Raw genomic sequence first — 22,081 nt, 5'->3', positions numbered from 1 at the left:
TATTCCTGTAGTTTTAGGACTGTGGACTAAAATTACTAACGTAGATGTCTAACATTGACTACTTTTGGGTAGCTTTGTCCAGGTTTTTACGAGCGGTTGGTTAACCAATATCTTCGATTGACATCCAGATATTTGTAAGCCAACCCTTCCCACGCGCTAGATCGAGTGCTTGTGGCTCACCCGGAGCAACTCAAAACTATCGATACTATCCGTTCAAATACTCGTCCACTTCTTGAGCCCGCTCAAAACCTCTCCGCACGCAATCTCCCAAAGCCACACCGCCAAAGTAGTTGGTGCACAAATACAGCCCCGGCAAAGATTTTAAGCCCCGATCGATCTGTTGCAGGCGATCGAAATGACCCAAATTGTACTGAGGAATCGCCCGCTTCCAAATTTTCACAGTCAACACTTTCGGCTGCGCCGCCTCCGGCTTCAGCAAAATCTGAGACAAATCTCGGTGCACCTCCCCAACAATTTGTTCGGCGTCAAGATTGCCAATTCCCGAATCAGTAGCCCCGCCGATATAACTGGTGAGAGTTTGCCAGCCCGCAGGCGCGCGATCGGCAAATAAACTCGATGTCCAAATCGTCCCCAGAGTGCGAATTCCCTGCCCCCTCGGAATTAAATTTCCAAATCCCACTAATTTACCCTTGAGATCCGACATCGGATATGCCAATACAACGGAGGCAACCGTAGGATAAGTAAAAGCTTGTAAAGCGCTGCTAACGGACGGTTGCAGAGGCTCCAACAACTCGGCTGTAACATAGGCCGGTGTTGTCAAAACTACGGTTCGGGCCTCAACTTCCTGCTGTCCGTCGGGCGTAGAAAATACAGCTATGTAAGTGTCGCGTTCCGTGCGATCGAGTCGAGTCAGGTGCCAGTTGAGTTTCAGTCGATCGCCCAAGTTCGCAGCGATCGCCTCTGGCAGAGCCTGCAACCCCCCTTTAAACGAACCCAACTCCCCCGGCTTAGTCTTCGGAATATTCGGGTCTGCAACAGTCTTTAGCCCCCCCTTGGTAAGGGGGGGTTGGGGGGGTCTTTTCCTAGCAGAAAGCAGCGCCCCCGCCACCAGCCCGCCACCCGCATCAGCCATCTTTGTTACCCGGCCAAAAGCAGCCGCCGCGCTAAGTTGTTGGGGATCCCCCGCATAAACCCCAGACACAAAAGGTTCCACCAAGCGCTGCATCACTTCCTTTCCCAGATGACGGCGGAAAAATTGAGAAACAGTTTCCTCATCACCCTGCTGCGAAAGTTGAGAACCCATTGCCGGCCCCACAAACCCCAAAGCCCCGAACAGCGCCCGCAGTTTCCCCGGAAAACTCAGCAACTGAGACTGAATCATCGCCCCAGGAGTCATCGGCACCGGTTGCAGCTTCTTTTCCCAATAAACAAAACGAGGCAATTTGCGATCGGCAAAAATCAACTCCTGCTTCAAACCGACATCCACAGCCAACTTCAGCAACTCCGGCGTCGGCGAAAAACTATTCGGGCCCTCCTCCCAGAGAAACCCCTCCCCTGTCGCAGTCGTGATATTCCCGCCCACACGTCCCTGACTCTCAGCCACCAAAATCGCCCGTGGCGATGCACTCGTTGCTTCTTTTTGAAGTGCGTGCGCCAAACTCAAACCGCTAATCCCCGCACCCACAATCAAGGTATCTAAAACTTCCATGTTACATATATAAAAATATCGCAATCTTTATGTTACATGGGTTTGCACGGCTTTCGCTCTTTGCTGGGCATACCGCAAAACCGCTTGCAGATTAACGAATTGGGAATTGGGAATTGAGAATCGGGAATTGGGAATTGGGAATCGGGAATCGGGAATCGGGAATCGGGAATCGGGAATTGGGAATCGCGAATCGGGAATTGGGAATTGGGAATCGGGAATTGAAAATCGGTAAATTCTCCCGTATTTCTAAAGCATTTTTCTCAAAAATTGTCGATTAATCTTCCCCTCTCCCCCTCTCCCCCTCTCCCTCTCTTTAACTAAAAAGGACTTACATTATTGCTGTGCAAGTCTTGAGGCGATTGAAACAGAGTTTCCAGATAAACCCTGGCAGCTTGGCGGTAGCTGCGGGAAGCTTCCGGCGTACCGCTATCGGCATTCTGCAACAAAAACAGCGACAGGGAGGCGGAGAATACTCGATCGAGATCCCATTCGGGATGAGTTTCCAGGTAAATTTTGAGAGAATCGTGCAGCGTTTCGGGAATTTCGGCAAAAATACTGACTGTTGGGTTCATCATTTTTTAGTCTCGCTAATAAATTGAAAATAGAACCCCCTTTTCGGCCGGATACAGGTACAGGCACAGCCGAAATCAGAGCGCTTTTTTTAGGTCGGTCGCATCATTGTGCGTATCAATAGGTGGGTTTGTCAATGTTGCAAAATATTACAAACTCCTTTATGTAAAAAAAAGATTTACGCAAAAATAAGCCTTTTGAGGCTTTTTTGTTACATAAGTTTACATATGAGAGGTTTATATCAGGGATTTGGCAAGAGGTTAACGAAATCCCCAATTCCGCAGCAAGATCCGACCGTGCCGTTAATTTCTGTGGAAAACTTTTTTAAATCTGTGGAAAACCTCAGACTTGCCTGTGGAAACGCTGTGGAATGTTGAGGGAAAAGTCAGGGAAAAAATAAGAATTGCAAAGGCGATTAATGGGTCATTGGTCATGGGTCATGGGTCATTGGTCATTGGTCTTTTCAGGCATTTTCGCCCGATCGAGCGCGATCGAACTTGCACCCCCGACCCGACAATATAGCCTTTCTCAAAAAGATGAGGTACATAAGGCATAGGCCTGGAGTGGCTTCCGTGGGCATACTTTACTTTTTCGAGAACCGCCATAGCCTTTCGATCGCCAAACGCCAACAGTCATTTTATTTTTGAATCTGAAATTTATCTTTTACTTGGACTGATGGCTGATTGTCAATTAAGGAAATTAATTCGGCTGACTGAGCGCCACTAAAAACAATAAAAGTTTATAAATTTTCAGATTTTTCTTTGAATTTACTAGAACATAGCATTGATTTCCAAAGATAGGGACACCGACCAGCAAATTTAAAATTAATGTCGGTATATCCTTCTGTAGTCAATAATTTAGTCAGGGTCTTTACTGAAAAGAATTTAATGTGTCCGTTGTCCCAAAGCACGGTAAAATGTTTTTCTAACTTGCCGGAAATAGCTAATATCAGGTTTTTTAAATAGCCGTGATAGGGTGTGGAAATAATTAGCATCCCTCCCGGCTTTAGACATAATTTGGCATTTTTAGCCAGTTCTTTCGGATAAAGTAAGTGTTCGATTACTTCAATGGCTAAGACAACATCAAATGAGTTCAGCATATCGGTATCGGGGAGTTCATAAATATCTGCTTGGATAAACTGACACTCTGGGAAACTTTGACGGGAGATGGCAATTCCGGGTGCAGAAGTGTCAACGCCGACAACTTCGCAGCCGTACTCTGCGATGACGTGACTGAGGCTGCCATTGCCACAGCCGAGATCCAAAACTCGGAGTTTTGTCGGGCTGGCATCCTGAAGTGTCGCCAGCATTTCTAGAAGGGGAGATACCAAATAAGCGTGATGATATCTGGGACGGTTGTTTGTGTAATAATACGTATAATTGGTGGAGTTTTTTTTCATCGCTCTATGAGACTATTGTCGAGGTCGCAAATTGACGTGGCGTGGATGCACTGTTTGGGCTAATGTTCGTCAGAATTACGGTTGTGAGAGTCGATCGGCGACTCGATCGTCTCATTGTTTGACAGGTAAATTATTGTTACCGCATCAATCCTATGTCACAAAAAATCTTTCCCAGGGTGCAAAATCTCGCATCGCCCATTTGATGGGGTATCCCTCGAAGGCATTCGCGACCCAAAGTGCGATCGAGCCAGAAGTCTCTCTCGATCGCTAGCCCGAGACACAAGTTTTTGCCTCTTACCTTCGGTCGCAACCGTGCATCTATGCCATTCTACCTTCAACCCACTGCCGTCTGTCAGCCTGAAAGATTTTACCCCTGGGCGATCGGCTGCAAATCGAGCCGAGAATTGAAAATGGAAGTGTGATTCAAATCACAGCCATTTGCCCAACAAATTGCTGAGCATCTTTAAGTAAAGACTGGTCACCAGACGTGCAAAATTTCTGCCTAAATCCCTCAAATCTCCGTATCTCGCTCCCATTATTGCAGCCATTCATCCAATTTTTGTCTCAGACGGTTGTGCCAATCCCCTCTCGCCTTTATTTTCGATCTCACACCTACTTTTACATTGGCTTGTAGTGGAATTTTATCAAATGGTTCTTCATTGTGTGGGAGGAAACCTAATCTATTGTGCCTTTTGAAAGTCATTGACATTTTCTATTAGCTGTTGATATATTTGCAGATATACCTGCAAATAGGGTAAAACAATGTACAGTCTGAAACAAGAGCTAAAACTGAATAATAAAGAACGCTCTTTGCTAGATGGCTGTGCAAGTTTGGCGAGGCTTGTTTATAACTTGCGATTATCCATACTAACCCAGTCATGGCAATTTGAAGAAATCAAAGCCAGTGATTCTCAACAATTAGCTGATATTCAGAAAGTCTTTACCAATCAGGTAAAAATCAAGCCTGAGTATGCTTGGATAAAAGGCTATCCATTAGCTATCTATCCATCAGCACTGAAGAATTTAGGTAAAGCTATCCAAGGGTGGCGACTAGGTAAATCAGGCTTGACTCGATTCAAATTTAAAAAGAAAGGTGATAGTTTCACCAGCAAAAACAAATCAGGAGTATATCCTGCAAAGGGTGAAGCAATGATGCCATTTACTAATCGCCAAGTCCGACTCAAGAGGAAGCAAAGCACAATCCCTGGTTTGGAAAAATTCAGACTCAAGCAACCAATAGCATTTGTGAGTTATAGCAAAACATTCACTATCTCTAGGGCAGCAGACAAAGGGTTGGTCTCCTGGAATCTGCCTGTTGATGACAAAAATTTACACAGAGTGCATCAAGTTCAGACTGTTGGTGTTGACTTAGGTGTCAAATGCTTTGCCACGTTGTCAGATGGCTTATTCACGATCGCACCACAAATCCTGAAAATATCAAAAATCAAGCCGATCAAGAATCGGTGGTACAACCGCAACCAGAAATCAGGGAACCGTACTCAAACAATTAGAGCATCTAACAATGGCTGGAAATACTACCAAAAATTACCAATAAAACCCGCAGATATTGCTAACCTCAGACGAATTTTGGGGCAAAAAAAAATAACAACTGATATTATCAGCCGAAAATACTACCAGATTCGGATTGAAGACCTCAATATCTCTGGCACGATCGCTAATCAAAAATTAGCGATCGACCTGGAGAGCTTAGGTATTGATGAATTCCGCAGAATTTTGACCTACAAAGTGGCATTTTGGGGAACCAAGGTAGAACTGGTTGACAGGTGGTCTCCTTCGTCTAAAACCTGTTCTTGCTGTGGCAATATTCAGCAAATGCCTCTCAAGGAACCTGTATATAGCTGCGATCGATGTGGTGGTTCCCTCAATTGCAATCTAAATGCAGCAATAATTCTGGAAAATGCCCGCCAGAGCATTGTACCTGAGGCAAGCGCCCAATTAAGGCCTGCGAACAACAAGATGCCGTCATCCTTGGTTGAAGCAGGAAGCAAACGTCAATTTAAGCCAAATGCTTGATTTGAGTAAGTTTTGTGTTGCACACTTAGAATCGAGATTACTACAGTGGCTTCTATAATTGTGTTTAAATGTTGTTTTGAAGCTGTGTTGTCTGGTCAGCAGGGCACCCTAGACCGATTCGCGCTTTCCGTCTGGTTGATTGCACTATGGTCGCTGTTGGTGTTGCACCTTAATTTTGATATGTCCTATGGTTAAGTTAGGTCAATCCTCCTTTCGCCGTATTTTACTGTCGCGGATTTTGTTGCTCAGCGTACCTGTTCTACTGGTGGGGGAGTATGTTACCTATCGCAAGGCACGCTCGACGCTTCTGGAAACTGCTCGTCTAAACTTGACAGAAAGTGCGGTCAGAAAAGCAGAAACTATTGAACAGTGGTCGAAATCGCTGAAGTCCAATCTGATCGGCGCTTCGGAAAACTCAATGTTGCAGTCTGTAGAGCCGAAGGATTATCAAAAGTTTATCGCGCAATTAGGGCAGCGGTTGCCAGCCCAGGTTGATTGCTTGCAATTGACTAATGTACAGACAAATCAAGTGATAGCGAGCACTTGCGGGCAGCAGCCGATTCAGTCGCTACCTGCCAAGTTTTGGCCGCCTGTGCAGCAGCAGCAAACTCTGCTGGATGACAAGAGCGTTTACATCAGTCTGTCGTGGCCTCTCCAGCGACAGGGAAAAGCCAGCAGCAAGAAGGTGGCTTCGGGTGCTGAGGATTTTCCAGATGCGAGTAAAGAAGCTCGCGACAGCCAAGTTAGTTTGGTGTTGAGCGCTCCAGTTTACACTCGTCGGGGCAACACCCGGCAGTTGAGTTATGCTTTGAGTTTGCAGTCGGCCCTGCCGGTGCAAACCAGTGCTCCCAAGGGTTCTCTAGCTGGCTATACGGTGGCGATCGACCAAGATGGGACGATTTTGGCGCATCCGAATATCAACCGCGTGGGCCGCAATATCGATGCTGAGGCAGATGCCGATCGACTAAAAAGTATTCTCAGAAGGGCGATGGCTGGCGGACAGGCTTTTCTCCACCTATTTTCCTTTGAAAGAAATGGCGTAGAGTTGCTAGCAGGATACGCTGCTATCCCGAGTCCTTCAACTAGAAAGGAGAACAGCAAGTGGATTATTTTAGCTGTCTCTCGTTTAGATTATGCTCTGTCAGGTTTGGAAGAAATTCAGCAAGTTTTATTTAATTTAATTGTGGGTTTGGTTGCTGCTAGTATCATCGCGACTTTATATCTGTCTCGCGACTTAGCGCGTCCTTTGGAAAAACTGAGAGACTACGCGCAGACAGTGGATACAGCAGAAGCGCCCCTAGCAGTGCCGGAAAATTTTCAAATTAGAGAATTTAATCAACTATCAGAAGCTCTCAACAGCATGGTGCAGCGCCTCAGAACCTGGGCAGGAGAATTGGAAATCGCAACCAAGGAAGCGCAAGTTGCCAATCAGTTAAAAAATGAATTTTTGGGAAATATTTCTCACGAATTGAGAACGCCACTCAACGGAATTATTGGTTTTATTCAAATTGTGCGTGACGGCTACTGCGATGACCGAGATGAAGAGATGGAGTTCTTGCAGCGCGCCCATGACTCTTCAATGCAATTGCTCAATATTATTAATGATATTTTGGATATTGCTAAAATAGAATCCGGCACTTTCTCCCTGATGTTAGAAGTAGTTGATATTACTCAGGTACTTGAAGACGCGATTGATTTGCAAGCGGCTCAAATTGAGGAAAAAGGTTTAAAATTAAACTTGCCACCTGCTCACGATCCGATTATTGTTCATGCGGATCCGGAGAAGCTAAAACAGGTATTTTTAAACGTGTTGAGCAATGCCGTTAAGTTTACAGAGTCGGGCAGCATTAGTATATCTGTGCGGTTAGAAGCCAGGACTAATTCTGGTAGTTTTAACGGGAGTGTGCCGGAAAATGCGTTAGCGCAGCCCTCGGAGAGGATCGCCAACAACACCCAAAGCGATTGGGTTGTGGTGACAATTAAAGATACCGGAGTTGGTATAGATCCCGAGCAGCAGCAGAAATTGTTTCAACCTTTTGTGATGGCGGATGGTTCTACAACTCGCAAGTTTGGCGGTAACGGTTTGGGCTTGGCTATCTCCCGAAGGATCATGGAATCTATGATCGGAAGCATTACCCTGCACAGCGCGGGTGTGGATCAAGGTACTGCGGTGATGATTTCTTTGCCTGTCAATCAGCAGTCTAGTTTTTATTTTCACAGCCCGGACTTGGTAAAGGAAAAGGGAAATTTCAAAAGTTATGACTGATATAGCAGTTCTCCAATAGATTGGGAATTGGGAATTGGGAATTGGGAATTGGGCATGGGGCATAGGGCATGGGGCATAGGGCATGGGCCAAACAGGTCATGGGGCATTGGGAATTGGGAAGAAGGCCCGCGCAGGGAATTGGTTATTAGAAAAATGACTAACAAGTAACCACTAACTATTACCCATTATCCTATGCCCATTATCCTATGCCCTATGCCCTATTACCCATTATCCTATGCCCAATGCCCTATGCCCTATTACCCATCTATGCCCTATGCCCCATGACCTGTTTGCCCCATGCCCCATGCCCTATGCCCTATTCCCAGTCGTACCTCATATGGGAGATCGAAAGGCTATATGTCTGGTTAATTATCCTTAATCAAAGGTTCGCAGTGAGGATGTTAGTTATGAGATTTTTATGAGGAATAAGTTATACCAATAAAAAAACCTTGCTACAATACTCTTAGTTAAGTTGGTTTACTCAAATATTGTGGCTGGTGCGTCGCTCGCTCAATTTTCTGTTTTTTTTCGGTACTATGAATGGCGACACACCCTACGAATATTGTTGCATTAATTCTTCAAATGGGTATTACTCACTAGAAACCAATTTTAGGGCGATCGTTCCAACGGACACGATCGGATTTTCTTAATCTAAAATGGTATCAGGGGCTGTCCGCCAAGTTCGAGGGATTTGCTCAAAGTGCCCAGAATGCGGATTAATTCGACGGAAGCCGCACCGGAAGAGCTAGGACAAGGGGTATTTGTTTGCACGCAGTTGAGGAAACGATCGCACACTCGCCGCAGTGGCTCTGCTGGTTCTAAATTTAACACTTCCCGGTACCTGAGATTTGTGGGTGGCGACGCGATCCTCTTCGTTGGCGTAGCCCCCGTAGGGGCGGGCTTCGCTAACGCACTTTCGCCAAAATTATTCTCATTGCCCCCCCGATTTGAACCACTACGCTGCAAAATTAGAGGAGTTTCCGGCGACATTTCATCAAAAATCAAAGTTCCCAAACTGCCAACAACTGTTAACCGCCGCTGTTTGTCGGGATTTAGCCAGCACAGGTGAATGAATGCTTGAAATCCGTCGGGATAAGTCAGCGTTACCCAAACTAAATCTGCTAATCCTTCTGCTTGATTTATTGCTTCTTCCCCCTGACTTTTGACTTCTGACTTCGGAAATACAGTACCAGTCGCCCTGACTTGAATAGGGGTTTGTTCCAGCCAAGTATTGAAAATAGCGATATCGTGAACGGCCAAATCCCAAAGGGCATCAACATCATGCCGCACGGGTTCAAAATGGGTGCGCTGGGCGTAACCGTAGCGCAAGGTTCCGAGTTGATGCTGCTGAATAATCGTTTGGCCGCGATCGACTGCGGGATGAAACAGATAAGTGTGATCGACGAAGAGTTGTCGCTGCTGTTTTTGGGCTAATTTACAGAGTTCTATTGCTTCACTGAGGTTGAGGGCGAGGGGTTTTTCTACTAAGACGTGGTAGCCTTGTTGCAGCGTGGCGGTTGCGAGGGTGTAGTGTGTGGAGGCTGGAGTGGCGATCGCCACAGCATCTAGTCCCGGCAATGCTTCTATTTGTGACCAATCGGTAGCTAGAATCACCGAGGGATGCAGATGAAACTGTTTTTGGACAGCCACCAATGAATCTCGATTCGGGTCTACCACCGCTAAAACTTCGCTGTTGGGATGTTCGAGAAAGTTGCGAATTAGGTTAACTCCCCAGCGTCCGGCACCCAATACAGCTATTCCGATTTTCATTGATGATAATTTCAAGAATCGCACACCCATTATAGCATTATTGGTAATAATTGGATCTCTTTGAATCCTAAAAAATGCCAATTCCAATCCCCAATCCCCAAGGGTGCATCTGGTTTTTGAAGAGGGTGAAGCATGACCGCATATAATTTATTAGTTATAATCTCATATTGACGGAGGTCATGCGATCGCCCCTACAAACATATTTGCTTGCACAAGCCGCTGCACCCAATCCCCAATTACCAATTACCAATTACCAATTACCAATTACCAATTACCAATTACCAATTACCAATTACCAATTACCAATCCCCAATCCCCAATTACAACTGTCAACTGTCAACTGTCAACTGTCAACTCACTACTGACTAATTTATTGAAAGCTGCCTGAGCCGCTGCTTGTTCGGCCGCTTTGATCGATCGACCTTTTCCCTCTGCTACCAACTCTCCCTGAATGTGAACCTCGGCGGTAAAACGATCCTCGCCGCCCTGAACTGTCCCGGTTTCTCGCACGCTATATTTGGGCAAAGTTTTATATTTGCCTTGAGTCAACTCCTGGAGGGCAGCTTTGTAGTTTTGGCGGGCGGGATCGCTGCGAATTTCCGCCGCTAGGCGCTGAAAGTGAGGATCTAGCCAAGGGCGAACTAATTCTAACGTCTGGGCACTCAAATAAAGGGCGGCCAGCAAGGCTTCCAAAGAATCTGCCAGCCTGGGCACTGCGCCTGTTTTGTCCGAGGCGGCGCTGCTGGAAACGATTAAATAGCGATCGAACCCGTAACTGTCAGCGATTTTAGCAAGGATGCGATCGCTCACCAAGATCGATCGAATAGCAGCAAATTCCCCCACCGCACAGTCAGGATAAATTTCAAACAACAATTCCGAAGCCGCCAGCCGCACCACAGCATCGCCGACAAACTCTAATTGCTCGTAATTTGCCTTAGCAGACGCACTAGCATGAGTCAAAGCTAAATCTACAAGATGCCATTTGATCGAAGCATCCTTCGGTAGCCCCAATTTTTCAATTAATATTTCAAGTTGCTTTTGGCGACCTGGATAAATCATACGATTTTAGATTTAGGATTTAGGATTTAGGATTTAGGATTTAGGATTTAGGATTGGGGATTGGGGATTGGGGATTGGGGTGCATCTGGGTTTTGCAAATATGTTTGTAGGGGCGAAGCATGACCTCCGTAAATATGAGATTATAACTAATAATTTATATGCGGTCATGCTTCGCCCTCTTGAAAAACCAGATGCACCCTAGGATTGGGGATTTAGGATTGGGGATTGGGGATTGGGGATTGGGCATTTAGGATTTTATTATAATTGCGAATTTCCTTTGCTGATGACTATCCAGGTTTAGAGCTTGTATAAAGTAGCATGAATTGTTGAAAAGAATATCAAATTCATTTTAAGAAAAAAGCTTGTCATTACAAAACCAAATGTTCCGTTACCCAAATATTTGTGCGGGTGCTGATGGGCGAACCTTACCGAAAAATTGGAGGGGAAAAAGTCGGACATAAGCCGGGTTCTGTTCTCTCAACTGCAAGCAGTTTTCGAGGGCAGTTATCTATCTGGGACGCCTGTTACCAGACGCCTCAAGCGGTACCAAAGAACGGAACCGGTAAAAAACCAACCATAGTCCCTCCGACCTTGCTCCCAACCGGGGTTTACCTAGCCAGCACCTCTCGATGCTGCTGGTGCGCTCTTACCGCACCTTTGCACCCTTACCCCCTAACACTTTGCGATTTTTGACGATCGACTTTTGATGCAATCTCCAATCTCCAATCTGCAATCTCTAAATGGGGGGCGGTATCTTTCTGTGGCACTATCCTCACGATCGCTCGCACTGGGCGTTACCCAGCAAGTTTGGTTTTTCGGGAGCCCGGACTTTCCTCAGACTAGCTTTCGCTAATCCGCAACCGCCTGCGCCTACTTTTTCCCCAGATTTATTGTACCTGAACCGAAGCATCTCCCATTAAAATAAATCAGAGCTAACAAACATATCAACACCCTCTCCCGAAAAATGTCCTGGGTGGCGATCGCATTCTATCGAATTCCTGGGTTCAGTCATCCTTAAGAGTAGAAAAATTCTCAAACCATCCGCGCCGCCAAAAGAAGTAAACTAAAGTAGAGGCGATCGCTAGCATCAGCCCCCAACAAAGTGGATAGCCAAAATACCAATTCAGTTCCGGCATATTCAACGGTGATTTCTCTGTATTGAAATTCATCCCGTATACTCCCGCCACAAAAGTAAGAGGAATAAAGATACTCGAAATCACCGTCAGCAATTTCATGATTTCATTCATTTTATTCCCCACTGAAGACAAGTAAACGTCCATCAAACCCGAAGACAACTCCCGATAAGTTTCCACCATATCCATCACCTGCACCGTGTGATCGTAACAATCGCGCAGATAAATTCGCACCTCAGGACTAATCAAATCGCTGCTATCGCGAATCAAAACATTAATTGCATCCCGCTGCGGCCAAATGGCGCGGCGCAGCGTCAGCAATTCTCGCCGGATTTTATAAATTTTTTCAAGAGTTTTTCGCGTTGGGCGCACCACCACTTCATCCTCTAACTCTTCAATCCGCTCTCCGTAAACTTCTAATACAGGGAAAAATCCATCTATAATCGAATCTAGGAGAGTATAAGCCAGATAATCTGCTTTGTGCTTGCGAATAGTTCCTTGTCCTTTGCGAATGCGAACTCGCACCGGGTCAAAACAATCATAATCCGGTTCTTCTTGAACAGTTAGTAGGTAATGCTTGCCCAAAATAAAACTTACTTGTTCTTTATGAAAATTATCTGAATTTGGTTTAATCATCACCATCCAAGCAATGATTAAAAGGTGTTCTTCATAGTCTACAACTTTCGGTCGTTGAGGAACATTAACTACATCTTCCTGAGCCATAACGTGCAAATTAAATACTTCGCCCATTTGTCTCCAGGTTTCTTTGTTTCCCAATCCCAACATATCCACCCAAGAAACAGATTCTGTATCTAAATAGGCAGCAGCTTCTCTAGGATTTGCCAATTGGACTCGGGTAGCTCCTGTCTCGCAATAGTCAATTAATACAATCTCAGGAGGTGGCGCATCGGGTTCTAAATCGAGAGTTCCCGGTAGCGCTCCCGGATCGTCATAAAAATAGTCAACGTAGGAATCATCATCATCTTTAATTGGTTTGGTGACGGCACTAGAAGTATGTATGCTTTTGTATACCATGTTGATATTCCTTACTTTTAGTATCTTTAATTAGGTTATCATTTTTTTTGGATAATTACCAATTAAATCTGGCATGAATAAGTTTGAATGTGACTTATTAGGGAGGTATCGAAAACCAGTTTTTTTTGTATAATTATCGCAGCCAAATAAATGTTTTATAATAAATCTGTTGTTTTGCCTCCGCTATATTAAATAACCAATCACCAATCACCAATCACCAATCACGGGTGCATCTGGTTTTGGAAGAGGAAGAGGGCGAAGCATGACCGCATATAAGTTATTAGTTATCATCTCATATTGATTGCAATTACCAATTACCAATTACCAATTACCAATTACCAATTACCAATTACCAATTACCAATTACCAATTACCAATTACCAATTACCAATTACCAATTACCTTTGCTTAATAGGAATCTCGATCGCAAATTCAGTGCCACCACCGGGCGCGGAAATACAGTCCAGCTTGCCCCTGTGTCTTTCCACCACAATCTGATAGGAGATGGACAGTCCCAAACCAGTACCTTTACCGACGGGTTTAGTAGTAAAAAACGGGTCAAATATCCGAGATTTAACAGACTCTGCCATTCCCGACCCGTTATCCGAAATTGCGATCGCCACTCGATTGTTATCCAACACCTCCGTGCGAATCCGAATCAAAGGAAATGCGTCACAAGCCAAAGGTAAAGTAGGAAAGTTTTGCCGTTCCCCATCCGTTGCACTCGCGAATTCCAATTTTCTATTTCTAACATTTGCCAAAGCATCAATTGCATTACTTAGTATATTCATAAACACTTGATTTAACTGTCCGACATAGCACTGTATCGGTGGCAGTATTCCATATTCTTTGACTATTTCAATCTGGCGATTTTTACCATTTTCTTTGATTTTGTGTTGCAAAATTAACAGCGCGCTGTCAATTCCTTCGTGAATATCAACACGCTTAATATCAGATTCTTCCAGCCGGGAAAAATTTCGCAAAGACAGAACAATTTCGCGAATGCGATCGGCTCCATTTTCAATTGAATTCAGCAGGTTCGGGAAATCCTCTTGCATAAATTCTACTTCTATTTCTTGAGCAAAATTCGCGATTTCCGTCACTGGTTGCGGGTAATTTTTTTGATACAAACTACACAGTTGCAGCAAATTTTTTGCATACTCGTTAGCGTGAATAATATTGCCGTAAATAAAACTAACAGGATTATTGATTTCGTGAGCAATTCCGGCTACTAGCTGTCCCAAACTCGACATTTTTTCTGCTTGAATTAATTGAGCTTGAGTCCGGCCTAATTGTTCCAAGGTTTGCTCTAGTTCGCGATTTTTATCTTTTAATTCTGATTCGGCTTGTTTGCGCTTGGTAATATTGCGGGCGATAACTATTGCCTGATTCGAGTTAAAAGGTAGCAATCTCGCTTCATAGGTTTCTTCCCCAGACGGCATGGATAGGGAATACTCTAGACTAACTGGAGTTCTATTTTTGGCAACTTCCAGTAGAGCCTGTTCTAGCTGGCTAGCGGCGGTTGTTGGCAATATATCGGTCACTTGTTTGCCAAGAAAAGAGTCGGAATTCAGGTACAAATCCCCTGAATTTCCTGACAAATAATCCAAAATAATGCCGTCAGCATTGAGGCGGAAATACAGATCCGGCAATGCTAGAAAAACAGATTCCAACTCAGAAGTTTTTTGGCGCAATGCTTCTTGGGCGTAGTAGCGATCGCTAATATCCAAAATTACCCCATCCAAACAGGAAACGCTCCCATCGGCGTCGAACACTGGAGAACCTTTATCCCACACCCATTTAACGGTGCTGTCTGCTGCTAGCAAGCGGTATTCTAAATTATAAGACTGTTTATTTTCTATTCCTTGCCGAATAGTTGCTTCTACTTTTGCCAAATCTTCTGGGTAAATAATGCTAGCAAAAGTTCTGCCTTTGCTCTCCAAACGCGAAATAAAATCCCCAGCCGGGTAGCCCGCTATTAAGTAAATTGCCTCGCTAATAAAACTTGTTGAAAAATCGCACTGCCAGCGATAAACCACCCCGGGAATATTAGCAACCAAAGACCTAAATCTGGCTTCACTCCTACGCAAAGCTGCTTCCGATTCATGGCGTTTTGTAATATCGTTAGTAAAACCTAGCACTGCAAATATATTACCTTCAGTATCGCGCAGAGGGACTTTTTTGGTATCTAAAATATGTATTGAACCATCAGCAACTGTTGCGGCATCGCAGGGATTGTGGATGATTTCGCCTGCCAGTACAGCAGAGTCGTCTGTGCGAAATCCTCGGATATTTTGTGCGGAATTTCCAAATACTAGCTCTTCTGAGAATCCTAATTCTAAATCTGATTTGCCAATTATTTCTTCGACTGTTTTACCGATCGCTTCGGCTAAACTGTTGTTGGCCAAAATGTAGCGAAATTGTTTATTCTTGGCAAAAATCCAGTCACTGGTTTTGTCGATTACCGTCCGCAGAAGTTGTTCCGAACGTTCGGTTTGTGCCAATGCTACTTGCAGTTCTACTTCCAGGCACTTGCGATCTGTAATGTTTTCAAATGCCACGCCTACGGAGTTGTTAGGTAACGGAAAAGCTTTAATAGAAAAAGCACGAGTTATTTTTCCCGATTCGTCGCTGTCAATATCTTCAACTTCTACAGCTTTTTGGTTGCGAATTACTTCAGCAAATGCTTGGGGAATGTTTTTCGATCGCAAATGCGGAAAAATCTCGTCGATTGTCATGCCCAAAACGTCGGCCATTTCTAGCCCGGTAAACCGCGTAGCAGCGGGATTCGAGGCGATCGCCCTCAAGGTGCTATCATCGTCTATATTTTCCAAATGGTAGACGTACAAACCAATTTGCATATTCTCGACAATTTGGTCGTAGAGGCGCACGCTTTCGTCTACCTGCCTGCGTTCGGTGATATCTTCTGTAATCCCCAAAACGTACTGAGGCTCGCCCTGAGCGTCGAGAATTGGCACTTTGCGGGTGTGCAGTATTCTCATACCTTTGTGGCGAGTTTGGATCGGCTCTTCGGCTATTTCTTTAACCAGAGATTGGTTGTGATGGCTGGTCAATATTTCCCTGTCTTGAGCGGTAAAAACGTCAGCTTGCTCTTTCGGGTAAATATCGTAGTCATTTTTGCCGATCGCCTCTTGAGATGTCACACCTGCGATCGTTTCCCCCGCCTTATTCCACAGCACGAATTTTAGCGAAGAAGCATCTTTAGCAAAAACTCCCAACGGCAGATTTTCTACTACGGAATTGAGGAACCCTCTAGCTGATTTTAATTCAGCTTCTGCACGCTTGCGTTCGATGCCTAAAGCGATGACATCGGCAACGGATCCTAAAGTTTCTTCAAAGGGTACTGTCAGCGACTGGTGGCTGACAATTACCATGACTCCCACTAGCCTTTCTTCGACAATTAAAGGATAGCCGGCGAAGGTAAGAATTTGCTTGGGGATTTGGCAATTTCCCCGATTGTGACTGCTGTCGATAATTGCTAATTGCGAACTGTGTGCTGGCGTGGCTTCCCCGCATTCTTGCTCCTCTAGCCCCAAATGATTCAGTTCAAATCGGCAGTCAAATAGTGGTTTTTGCTGTTCGGCGATCGAGTTAACCTTATTTTGAATAAATCTAGCAACCTCGTCTGTGCGGCTGTAGATTCCAGAGGTTGCTTGCAACTCGCAAATATTGTATTGAGAGTTAAAAGTCCAAATTTCAGCAGAGGCGACATCGAGATTTCGTACCATTGCCTCGCAACAGGGAAGCAGGATATCTTGAGGGTGTTTGGTGAGGGCAATACCGACATCGGCTACCATTGCTGTGAGGCGAGAAGCTTGGGCTTTTTCTGCTTCCAGCCGTTTGCGATCCGTGATATCTTCCACCAAAGAAAGCACTGTAAAAGTGTCGCCGCTGCGAATAATCGAGTTGAACCAACGACACCAAATAACTTGTCCGCATTTGGTTTTATTTTGATTGATTGAAGTATTGCCGTTACCGGAGGCTAGTTCGAGTTCGATCGCACTTACAGCCTCTCGATCGTCCTCGCAAACCAAATCCAAATCGCCGAAATGCTTGCCCAGCATATCATCGGAAGTCCAGCCAAATATTTCTTCAGCACGTTTCGACCACTGAACGATCCGAAAATTCTCATCCCAGCCTACCATTGCCAGGGGACTGTTAGCTGCATTCAACCACAGTAAATGATTCGAGCGACGCAACTGTTGAGTTTTCTGCTGCTGCCAGCGGTAGTGCCTGGTTATATCTCTACCGACACCCAACACCCGCATCTGATTGTTAGCGACATCCAGCGCTGGCGTGTAAGCCGTTTCGTAAATTTTAATCCCGCCATCTGCCGCCGTCACCTCGTGAATTGCCAGCTTTTTTTCCCCTGTGATAAATACTTGTTGCAGGCAGGAATCAATCTGAGAGATTATATTTTTTAGAGCTGTATTATTGGGATATAATTTCAACAATTCCCGATTCGTTTTGTTGACTGCTTCAGCCGGATCCAATCCCATCCAAGCAGCAGCTACAGGATTAATCGATATGTACTTTTGCTGTCGATCGCACTCTAGGAAAGCATCAACAGAGTCAGAGAAAAAAGACTGTAACGAGTTGATAACTTCCTGCATGGGTATTTTTTGATCACTTGCAAGTTAAGCTTTAAATTTTTCCTAAAGTTAGTTTAACTCACTCAAATATTTTTTCGCACTTTACTGCTGGCGTTCCCGGTACAATTTTCGGCCCGTTCCCTATAATACAAAAAATTTCAGGAAATAGTATGTTTTGGAATATAACTTAATTAGAGCATCTGCTCTTTTTTTCAACAAGACGCATCGGATACAAAAGGAGAAGAGGGAGGGGGAGAGGGAGATGGGGAGAGGGGGAGATGGGGAGAGGGGGAGAGAGGGAGAGGGGGAGAGGGGGAGATGGGGAAAGAGGCGTTTGCTTGGAAAAATCTTTAATAGCTTCAGGTGGGCAGTGCGCACCCGAAAGACGCTAGAGACATTTTTGGGATCAAAAGCCAGCAGTCACCAGGCAGTTTTTAGCTGCTAACTGATGACTGATGACTAATAACGTTCGCTCGGGAGCATCTCATTTTTGCAAAAAGCATTTTTTCTTTCAGTGCTGTCCCCGCTCGCGTGCTTTATAAAGCACGCGAGCGGGACAGCACTACAAATGCAAAACCCAGATGCTCCCCGTTCGCTCGGGGGGGGGACGTTCGCACTAATGACTGATGACTAATGACTACATCATGCCCATGCCGCCCATGCCGCCCATGCCGCCCATGCCGCCCATGCCGCCCATGCCGCCCATGCCGCCCATGCCGCCCATGCCGCCCATGCCGCCCATGTCGCCCATGTCGCCACCAGCTTTTTTCTTCTCGGGTTTTTCGACAATTACAGCTTCAGTGGTCAAAACCATGCCAGCAATGGAACCGGCATTTTGTAAAGCCGATCGCACTACCTTAGCCGGATCGATAATTCCAGCGGCAATCATATCTTCGTAAACGTCGGTGAGAGCGTTGTAGCCAATGTTCAGCTCGCTAGCCCGCACTCGCTCGATCGCGATCGAACCTTCAACACCGGCATTATCAGCGATTTGACGCAAAGGTGCTTCCAAAGCTTTTGCAACCAAATCAGCGCCAATTTGCTCTTCAGCGTCTAAAGTGCTTCTGATGGCATCAATTTTTGTAATCAGGTGAATCAGCGTCGTGCCGCCTCCAGCGACGATACCTTCTTCCACAGCAGCTTTAGTAGCGTTGAGGGCGTCTTCAATGCGGAGTTTGCGATCCTTGAGTTCGGTTTCGGTAGCTGCGCCTACTTTAATTACAGCAATACCGCCAGCAAGTTTGGCAATGCGTTCGGTTAATTTTTCCTTATCGTAGTCAGAATCCGTCGCTGCTAGCTGCTTGCGGATTTGCTCGATCCGTGATAACACGTCTGCTTTGTGTTCGTCGCCAGCGACAATGATGGTGTTTTCTTTGTCGATCGTAATTTTGCGGGCGGTACCGAGCATTTCTAGTGTTGCGGTATCAATGCTGAGTCCGACTTCTTCAGAAATCAGTTGACCGCCGGTCAGAACGGCGATATCTTGTAGCATGGCTTTGCGTCGCTCGCCAAAACCAGGAGATTTGGTAGCTGCGATATTCAATACACCGCGTGCTTTGTTGATGACCAAAGTTGCCAAAGCTTCACCTTCAATATCTTCGGCGATAATGATCAGCGGTGAACCGGTGCGGGCAACTTTTTCAAGAAGCGGAATTAGTTCTTGAATGGAGTTAATTTTTTTGTCGGTAATCAGGATGCGAGCGTTTTCGTACTCAACTTCCATGCGATCGTTGTTGGTGACGAAATACGGGGAAAGATATCCGCGATCGTACTGCATCCCTTCGACAACTTCCAATTCTGTCAACAGAGATTTCGACTCTTCAACAGTAATGACGCCATCTTTGGTGACTTTTTCCATTGCTTGAGCAATCATGTCGCCGACTTCTTCGTCGTTACCGGCGGAGACAGTGGCGACCTGAGCAATGGCAGATCCTTCGACTGGTTTCGCTAATTTAGCGATTTCTAGGACTAAATGGGCGATCGTTTTTTCAATCCCGCGGCGCAGTGCGACTGGATTGGCGCCTGCTGCGACATTCTTCAAACCTTCGCGAATGAGGGATTGGGCAATCACGGTAGCGGTGGTGGTGCCGTCGCCTGCGATATCTTTAGTTTTGGAGGCGACTTCTTGAATTAAGCGAGCGCCAGCATTTTCTAGAGGATCTTCGAGTTCGATTTCCCTAGCAACGGTGATACCGTCGTTAACGATTTGGGGAGTGCCGAATTTCTTTTCGAGTAGGACATTCCGGCCTTTGGGGCCCAAGGTAATGCGGACTGCATCGGCGAGTTGATTGACGCCGCGTTCCAGTGCCCGCCGAGATTTGTCGCTAAATGCAACTATTTTGGTCATGTTTGTCTCCTTGCGCTTACATTAGCAAATTTAGCACTCTCTGACTCTGAGTGCTAAGTCGATCGACTTTAGATTGTAGCGTGTCCCTCAGAAGTGTGGGGCTGGCGGGGGCGGATTTGGGGAAAAGGGCGGGCCCCAACGGTGGCCCAGGACACGTCACTGCCGTGTCCCTACATACCCGCTGTAGGGACACGGCACTGCCGTGTCCTCATAGATATAATGTGGTTTGTGACATATCGCCCGATCGGATATTGGAGTGCCCCCTGTCAACTGTCAACTGTCAACTGCTATACGCATCAACGGTTAAATTCGGGTACTAACTGTCAACTGTCAACTGTCAACTGTCAACTGTTATACCTATGGCTCGTTATTCTCGACTGCAAAAACTCATTTCTTATATGCGCCCGCACTGGAAACCAACATTTTGGGGCGTTTTTTCCTTATTAATTGTCAATGCTGTAGGCGTTTACATTCCCCTACTGATTCGGAATGCAGTTGACACACTCCAAGTGGCGACTAAATTTGACCAAGTTTTCAACTACGTGATACTGATTCTCGTACTAGCTTCAATCATGTGGGGAATTCGGATGGCATCGCGGATTCTGCTGTTTGGCGTCGGGCGTCAAGTAGAATTTGACCTCAAACAGCAAATATTTAATCATTTATTAACATTAGAACCGTCTTATTTTGCTGCCAATACTGTAGGGGATTTAATTAATCGCGCTACTTCCGACTTGGACAATATTCGCCGCTTGGTGGGTTTTGCAGTGCTGAGTTTGGCGAATACAGCCTTTGCTTATGCTTTGACTTTGCCGGTGATGCTGGGGATTAATGTACGGCTGACGCTGTTGGCGATCGCAGTTTATCCATTAATGCTAGTTTTGGTACAGTTATTTAGCGACAAACTTCGCATCCAGCAACTAGCAGTCCAAGAAGAACTATCGGCGATGAGCGATTTAATTCAAGAGGATATGAGCGGAATGTCCGTAATTAAAATCTATGCTCAAGAAGAAAACGAACGTCGAGCTTTTCGCGATTGTAACGCCAAGTTGCTATCAGCAAATTTGACATTAGCCCAAACTAGAAACTTTATTTTTCCACTACTGGGCGGTTTAGCCAGCATCAGTTTGTTGGTACTACTTTCAGCAGGTGGCGGAGCAATTGCTAAGGGCGAAATTAGCATCGGCGATTTTGTGGCATTGCTGATTTATGTCGAGCGTTTGGTATTTCCGACGGCGCTGTTGGGTTTCACCATTACTGCTTACCAGCGCGGAGAAGTCAGTGTCGATCGCATAGAATCAATTTTGACTGTGGAACCGCAAATTAAGGATGCTCCCGATGCAGCGGACTTGCCAACTCCTGTCAAAGGTGAAATAGTCGCTCGCAATTTGAATTATACCTATCCAGGCGCTAAGATACCCGCGCTCAAAGATGTCAATTTTACCATCAAACCGGGCGAAACAGTCTCGATTGTTGGGGCGATCGGTTCTGGCAAATCAACCTTGGCTAATGCCCTGCCGCGCTTGCTGAATATCGATGCGGGTGAGTTGTTTGTAGACGGGCAGGATATTACCGAGGTGAAGTTGAGGGAGTTGCGCGGGGCGATCGCCTACGTGCCCCAAGAAAGCTTTCTGTTCGGTACTACCATCAAGAATAACATCCGCTACGGCAATCCTTTAGCAGAAGAACCCCAGATTGAAGCAGCCGCCAAACAGGCACAAATCCACCCCGAAATCCTCAACTTTCCGCAACAGTACAAAACAGTTGTCGGCGAGCGCGGCATTACCTTATCCGGCGGACAAAGGCAGCGAACAGCACTAGCTAGAGCCTTGTTAGTTGACGCTCCCGTGCTAATTTTAGATGACGCTCTTTCCAGCGTGGACAATCAAACTGCTACCGATATTTTGCAGAACTTGGCAACCGGAACCGATCGCAAAACCGTAATTTTCATCTCGCACCAAATGTCAGCAGCCGCGAGTGCCGATCGCATATTCGTCATGGAAAAGGGAGAAATAGTGCAAAGCGGCACTCACGCAGAATTGGTAAAGGAAACAGGGCTTTATCAGTATTTGTGGAACCAGCAAAAACTAGAAGAATTGCTGCATTGACAGGTTCGTAGTGAGGACTTTAGTCCTTCTTCATCCAGGTTCGTAGTGAGGACTTTAGTCCTTCTTCATCCAGGTTCG

15 protein-coding genes and 1 other RNA gene are annotated in these 22,081 nt (G+C 45.7%); 7 read left to right on the top strand and 9 right to left on the bottom strand.

Annotated elements, in window-relative coordinates:
* Nucleotides 1-205: 205 nt before the first annotated feature.
* Nucleotides 206-1,669 (bottom strand): protoporphyrinogen oxidase, encoded by a 1,464-nt coding sequence (gene hemG / locus JGK14_RS13825; RefSeq protein WP_293191236.1) that lies wholly within the window; start codon nucleotides 1,667-1,669, stop codon nucleotides 206-208.
* A gap of 106 nt (nucleotides 1,670-1,775) precedes the next feature.
* Between hemG and JGK14_RS13820 the strand changes: the two genes are divergently transcribed.
* On the top strand, nucleotides 1,776-1,901 hold the full coding sequence (locus tag JGK14_RS13820) for a hypothetical protein (RefSeq protein WP_293177952.1): 126 nt from the start codon (nucleotides 1,776-1,778) through the stop codon (nucleotides 1,899-1,901).
* Between the two features lie 85 nt (nucleotides 1,902-1,986).
* On the opposite strand, the gene JGK14_RS13815 is transcribed toward JGK14_RS13820, so the two are convergent.
* Together JGK14_RS13815 and JGK14_RS13810 are read right to left on the bottom strand one after the other, a co-directional pair.
* Nucleotides 1,987-2,241, bottom strand: a complete 255-nt coding sequence (locus tag JGK14_RS13815; protein WP_293152247.1) for a DUF2811 domain-containing protein — start codon at nucleotides 2,239-2,241, stop codon at nucleotides 1,987-1,989.
* Between the two features lie 737 nt (nucleotides 2,242-2,978).
* Nucleotides 2,979-3,638 (bottom strand): class I SAM-dependent methyltransferase, encoded by a 660-nt coding sequence (locus JGK14_RS13810; RefSeq protein WP_293216777.1) that lies wholly within the window; start codon nucleotides 3,636-3,638, stop codon nucleotides 2,979-2,981.
* A gap of 31 nt (nucleotides 3,639-3,669) precedes the next feature.
* Between JGK14_RS13810 and JGK14_RS13805 the strand changes: the two genes are divergently transcribed.
* The 3 genes from JGK14_RS13805 to JGK14_RS13795 all read left to right on the top strand — a co-directional run bounded on the left by JGK14_RS13805 (nucleotide 3,670) and on the right by JGK14_RS13795 (nucleotide 7,938).
* Nucleotides 3,670-3,909 carry a hypothetical protein gene (locus tag JGK14_RS13805; protein ID WP_293177946.1) on the top strand — a complete coding sequence of 80 codons (240 nt, stop codon included), beginning with the start codon at nucleotides 3,670-3,672 and terminating at the stop codon, nucleotides 3,907-3,909.
* A gap of 491 nt (nucleotides 3,910-4,400) precedes the next feature.
* On the top strand, nucleotides 4,401-5,672 hold the full coding sequence (locus JGK14_RS13800; protein ID WP_325315188.1) for an RNA-guided endonuclease InsQ/TnpB family protein: 1,272 nt from the start codon (nucleotides 4,401-4,403) through the stop codon (nucleotides 5,670-5,672).
* A gap of 187 nt (nucleotides 5,673-5,859) precedes the next feature.
* Nucleotides 5,860-7,938, top strand: coding sequence for a sensor histidine kinase (locus tag JGK14_RS13795; RefSeq protein ID WP_293224075.1), 2,079 nt, complete (start codon nucleotides 5,860-5,862; stop codon nucleotides 7,936-7,938).
* A gap of 651 nt (nucleotides 7,939-8,589) precedes the next feature.
* Here the strand turns inward: JGK14_RS13795 and JGK14_RS13790 are convergent.
* Entirely contained in the window at nucleotides 8,590-9,708 is a 1,119-nt protein-coding gene (locus JGK14_RS13790) for a Gfo/Idh/MocA family protein (RefSeq protein WP_325315187.1), read from the bottom strand.
* 179 nt (nucleotides 9,709-9,887) lie between these two features.
* Here JGK14_RS13790 and JGK14_RS13785 point away from each other — a divergent pair, with 179 nt between their 5' ends.
* The gene (locus JGK14_RS13785) at nucleotides 9,888-10,073 is read left to right on the top strand and encodes a hypothetical protein (RefSeq protein ID WP_293196537.1); all 186 of its coding nucleotides are present in this window, start codon (nucleotides 9,888-9,890) and stop codon (nucleotides 10,071-10,073) included.
* Here the strand turns inward: JGK14_RS13785 and rnc are convergent.
* The 3 genes from rnc to corA form a co-directional block, all read right to left on the bottom strand.
* A complete protein-coding gene (gene rnc / locus JGK14_RS13780; protein WP_293177931.1) occupies nucleotides 10,045-10,767 on the bottom strand; it encodes a ribonuclease III in 723 nt (240 codons plus the stop codon). The two genes, JGK14_RS13785 and rnc, sit on opposite strands and share 29 nt — an antisense overlap.
* A gap of 443 nt (nucleotides 10,768-11,210) precedes the next feature.
* An RNA gene (gene rnpB / locus JGK14_RS13775) (RNase P RNA component class A) lies at nucleotides 11,211-11,644 on the bottom strand.
* Between the two features lie 127 nt (nucleotides 11,645-11,771).
* Complete coding sequence (gene corA / locus JGK14_RS13770; RefSeq protein WP_293177927.1) at nucleotides 11,772-12,935, bottom strand: magnesium/cobalt transporter CorA; 1,164 nt, start codon at nucleotides 12,933-12,935, stop codon at nucleotides 11,772-11,774.
* Between the two features lie 301 nt (nucleotides 12,936-13,236).
* On the opposite strand from corA, the gene JGK14_RS13765 reads away from it, so the two are divergent.
* Nucleotides 13,237-13,347, top strand: a complete 111-nt coding sequence (locus tag JGK14_RS13765) for a hypothetical protein (protein WP_325315186.1) — start codon at nucleotides 13,237-13,239, stop codon at nucleotides 13,345-13,347.
* Here the strand turns inward: JGK14_RS13765 and JGK14_RS13760 are convergent.
* Together JGK14_RS13760 and groL are read right to left on the bottom strand one after the other, a co-directional pair.
* Nucleotides 13,334-17,569, bottom strand: a complete 4,236-nt coding sequence (locus tag JGK14_RS13760) for a PAS domain-containing protein (protein WP_293277610.1) — start codon at nucleotides 17,567-17,569, stop codon at nucleotides 13,334-13,336. The two genes, JGK14_RS13765 and JGK14_RS13760, sit on opposite strands and share 14 nt — an antisense overlap.
* Nucleotides 17,570-18,185: 616 nt before the next feature.
* The gene (gene groL / locus JGK14_RS13755) at nucleotides 18,186-19,895 is read right to left on the bottom strand and encodes a chaperonin GroEL (protein WP_293196541.1); all 1,710 of its coding nucleotides are present in this window, start codon (nucleotides 19,893-19,895) and stop codon (nucleotides 18,186-18,188) included.
* 359 nt (nucleotides 19,896-20,254) lie between these two features.
* Between groL and JGK14_RS13750 the strand changes: the two genes are divergently transcribed.
* Nucleotides 20,255-22,003 (top strand): ABC transporter ATP-binding protein, encoded by a 1,749-nt coding sequence (locus JGK14_RS13750; protein WP_293177918.1) that lies wholly within the window; start codon nucleotides 20,255-20,257, stop codon nucleotides 22,001-22,003.
* Nucleotides 22,004-22,081 lie beyond the last annotated feature (78 nt).

Source organism: Microcoleus sp. PH2017_28_MFU_U_A (genome assembly GCF_020738035.1).
GTDB lineage: Bacteria > Cyanobacteriota > Cyanobacteriia > Cyanobacteriales > Microcoleaceae > Microcoleus.
This window is presented reverse-complemented; position numbering and strand designations above follow the sequence as displayed.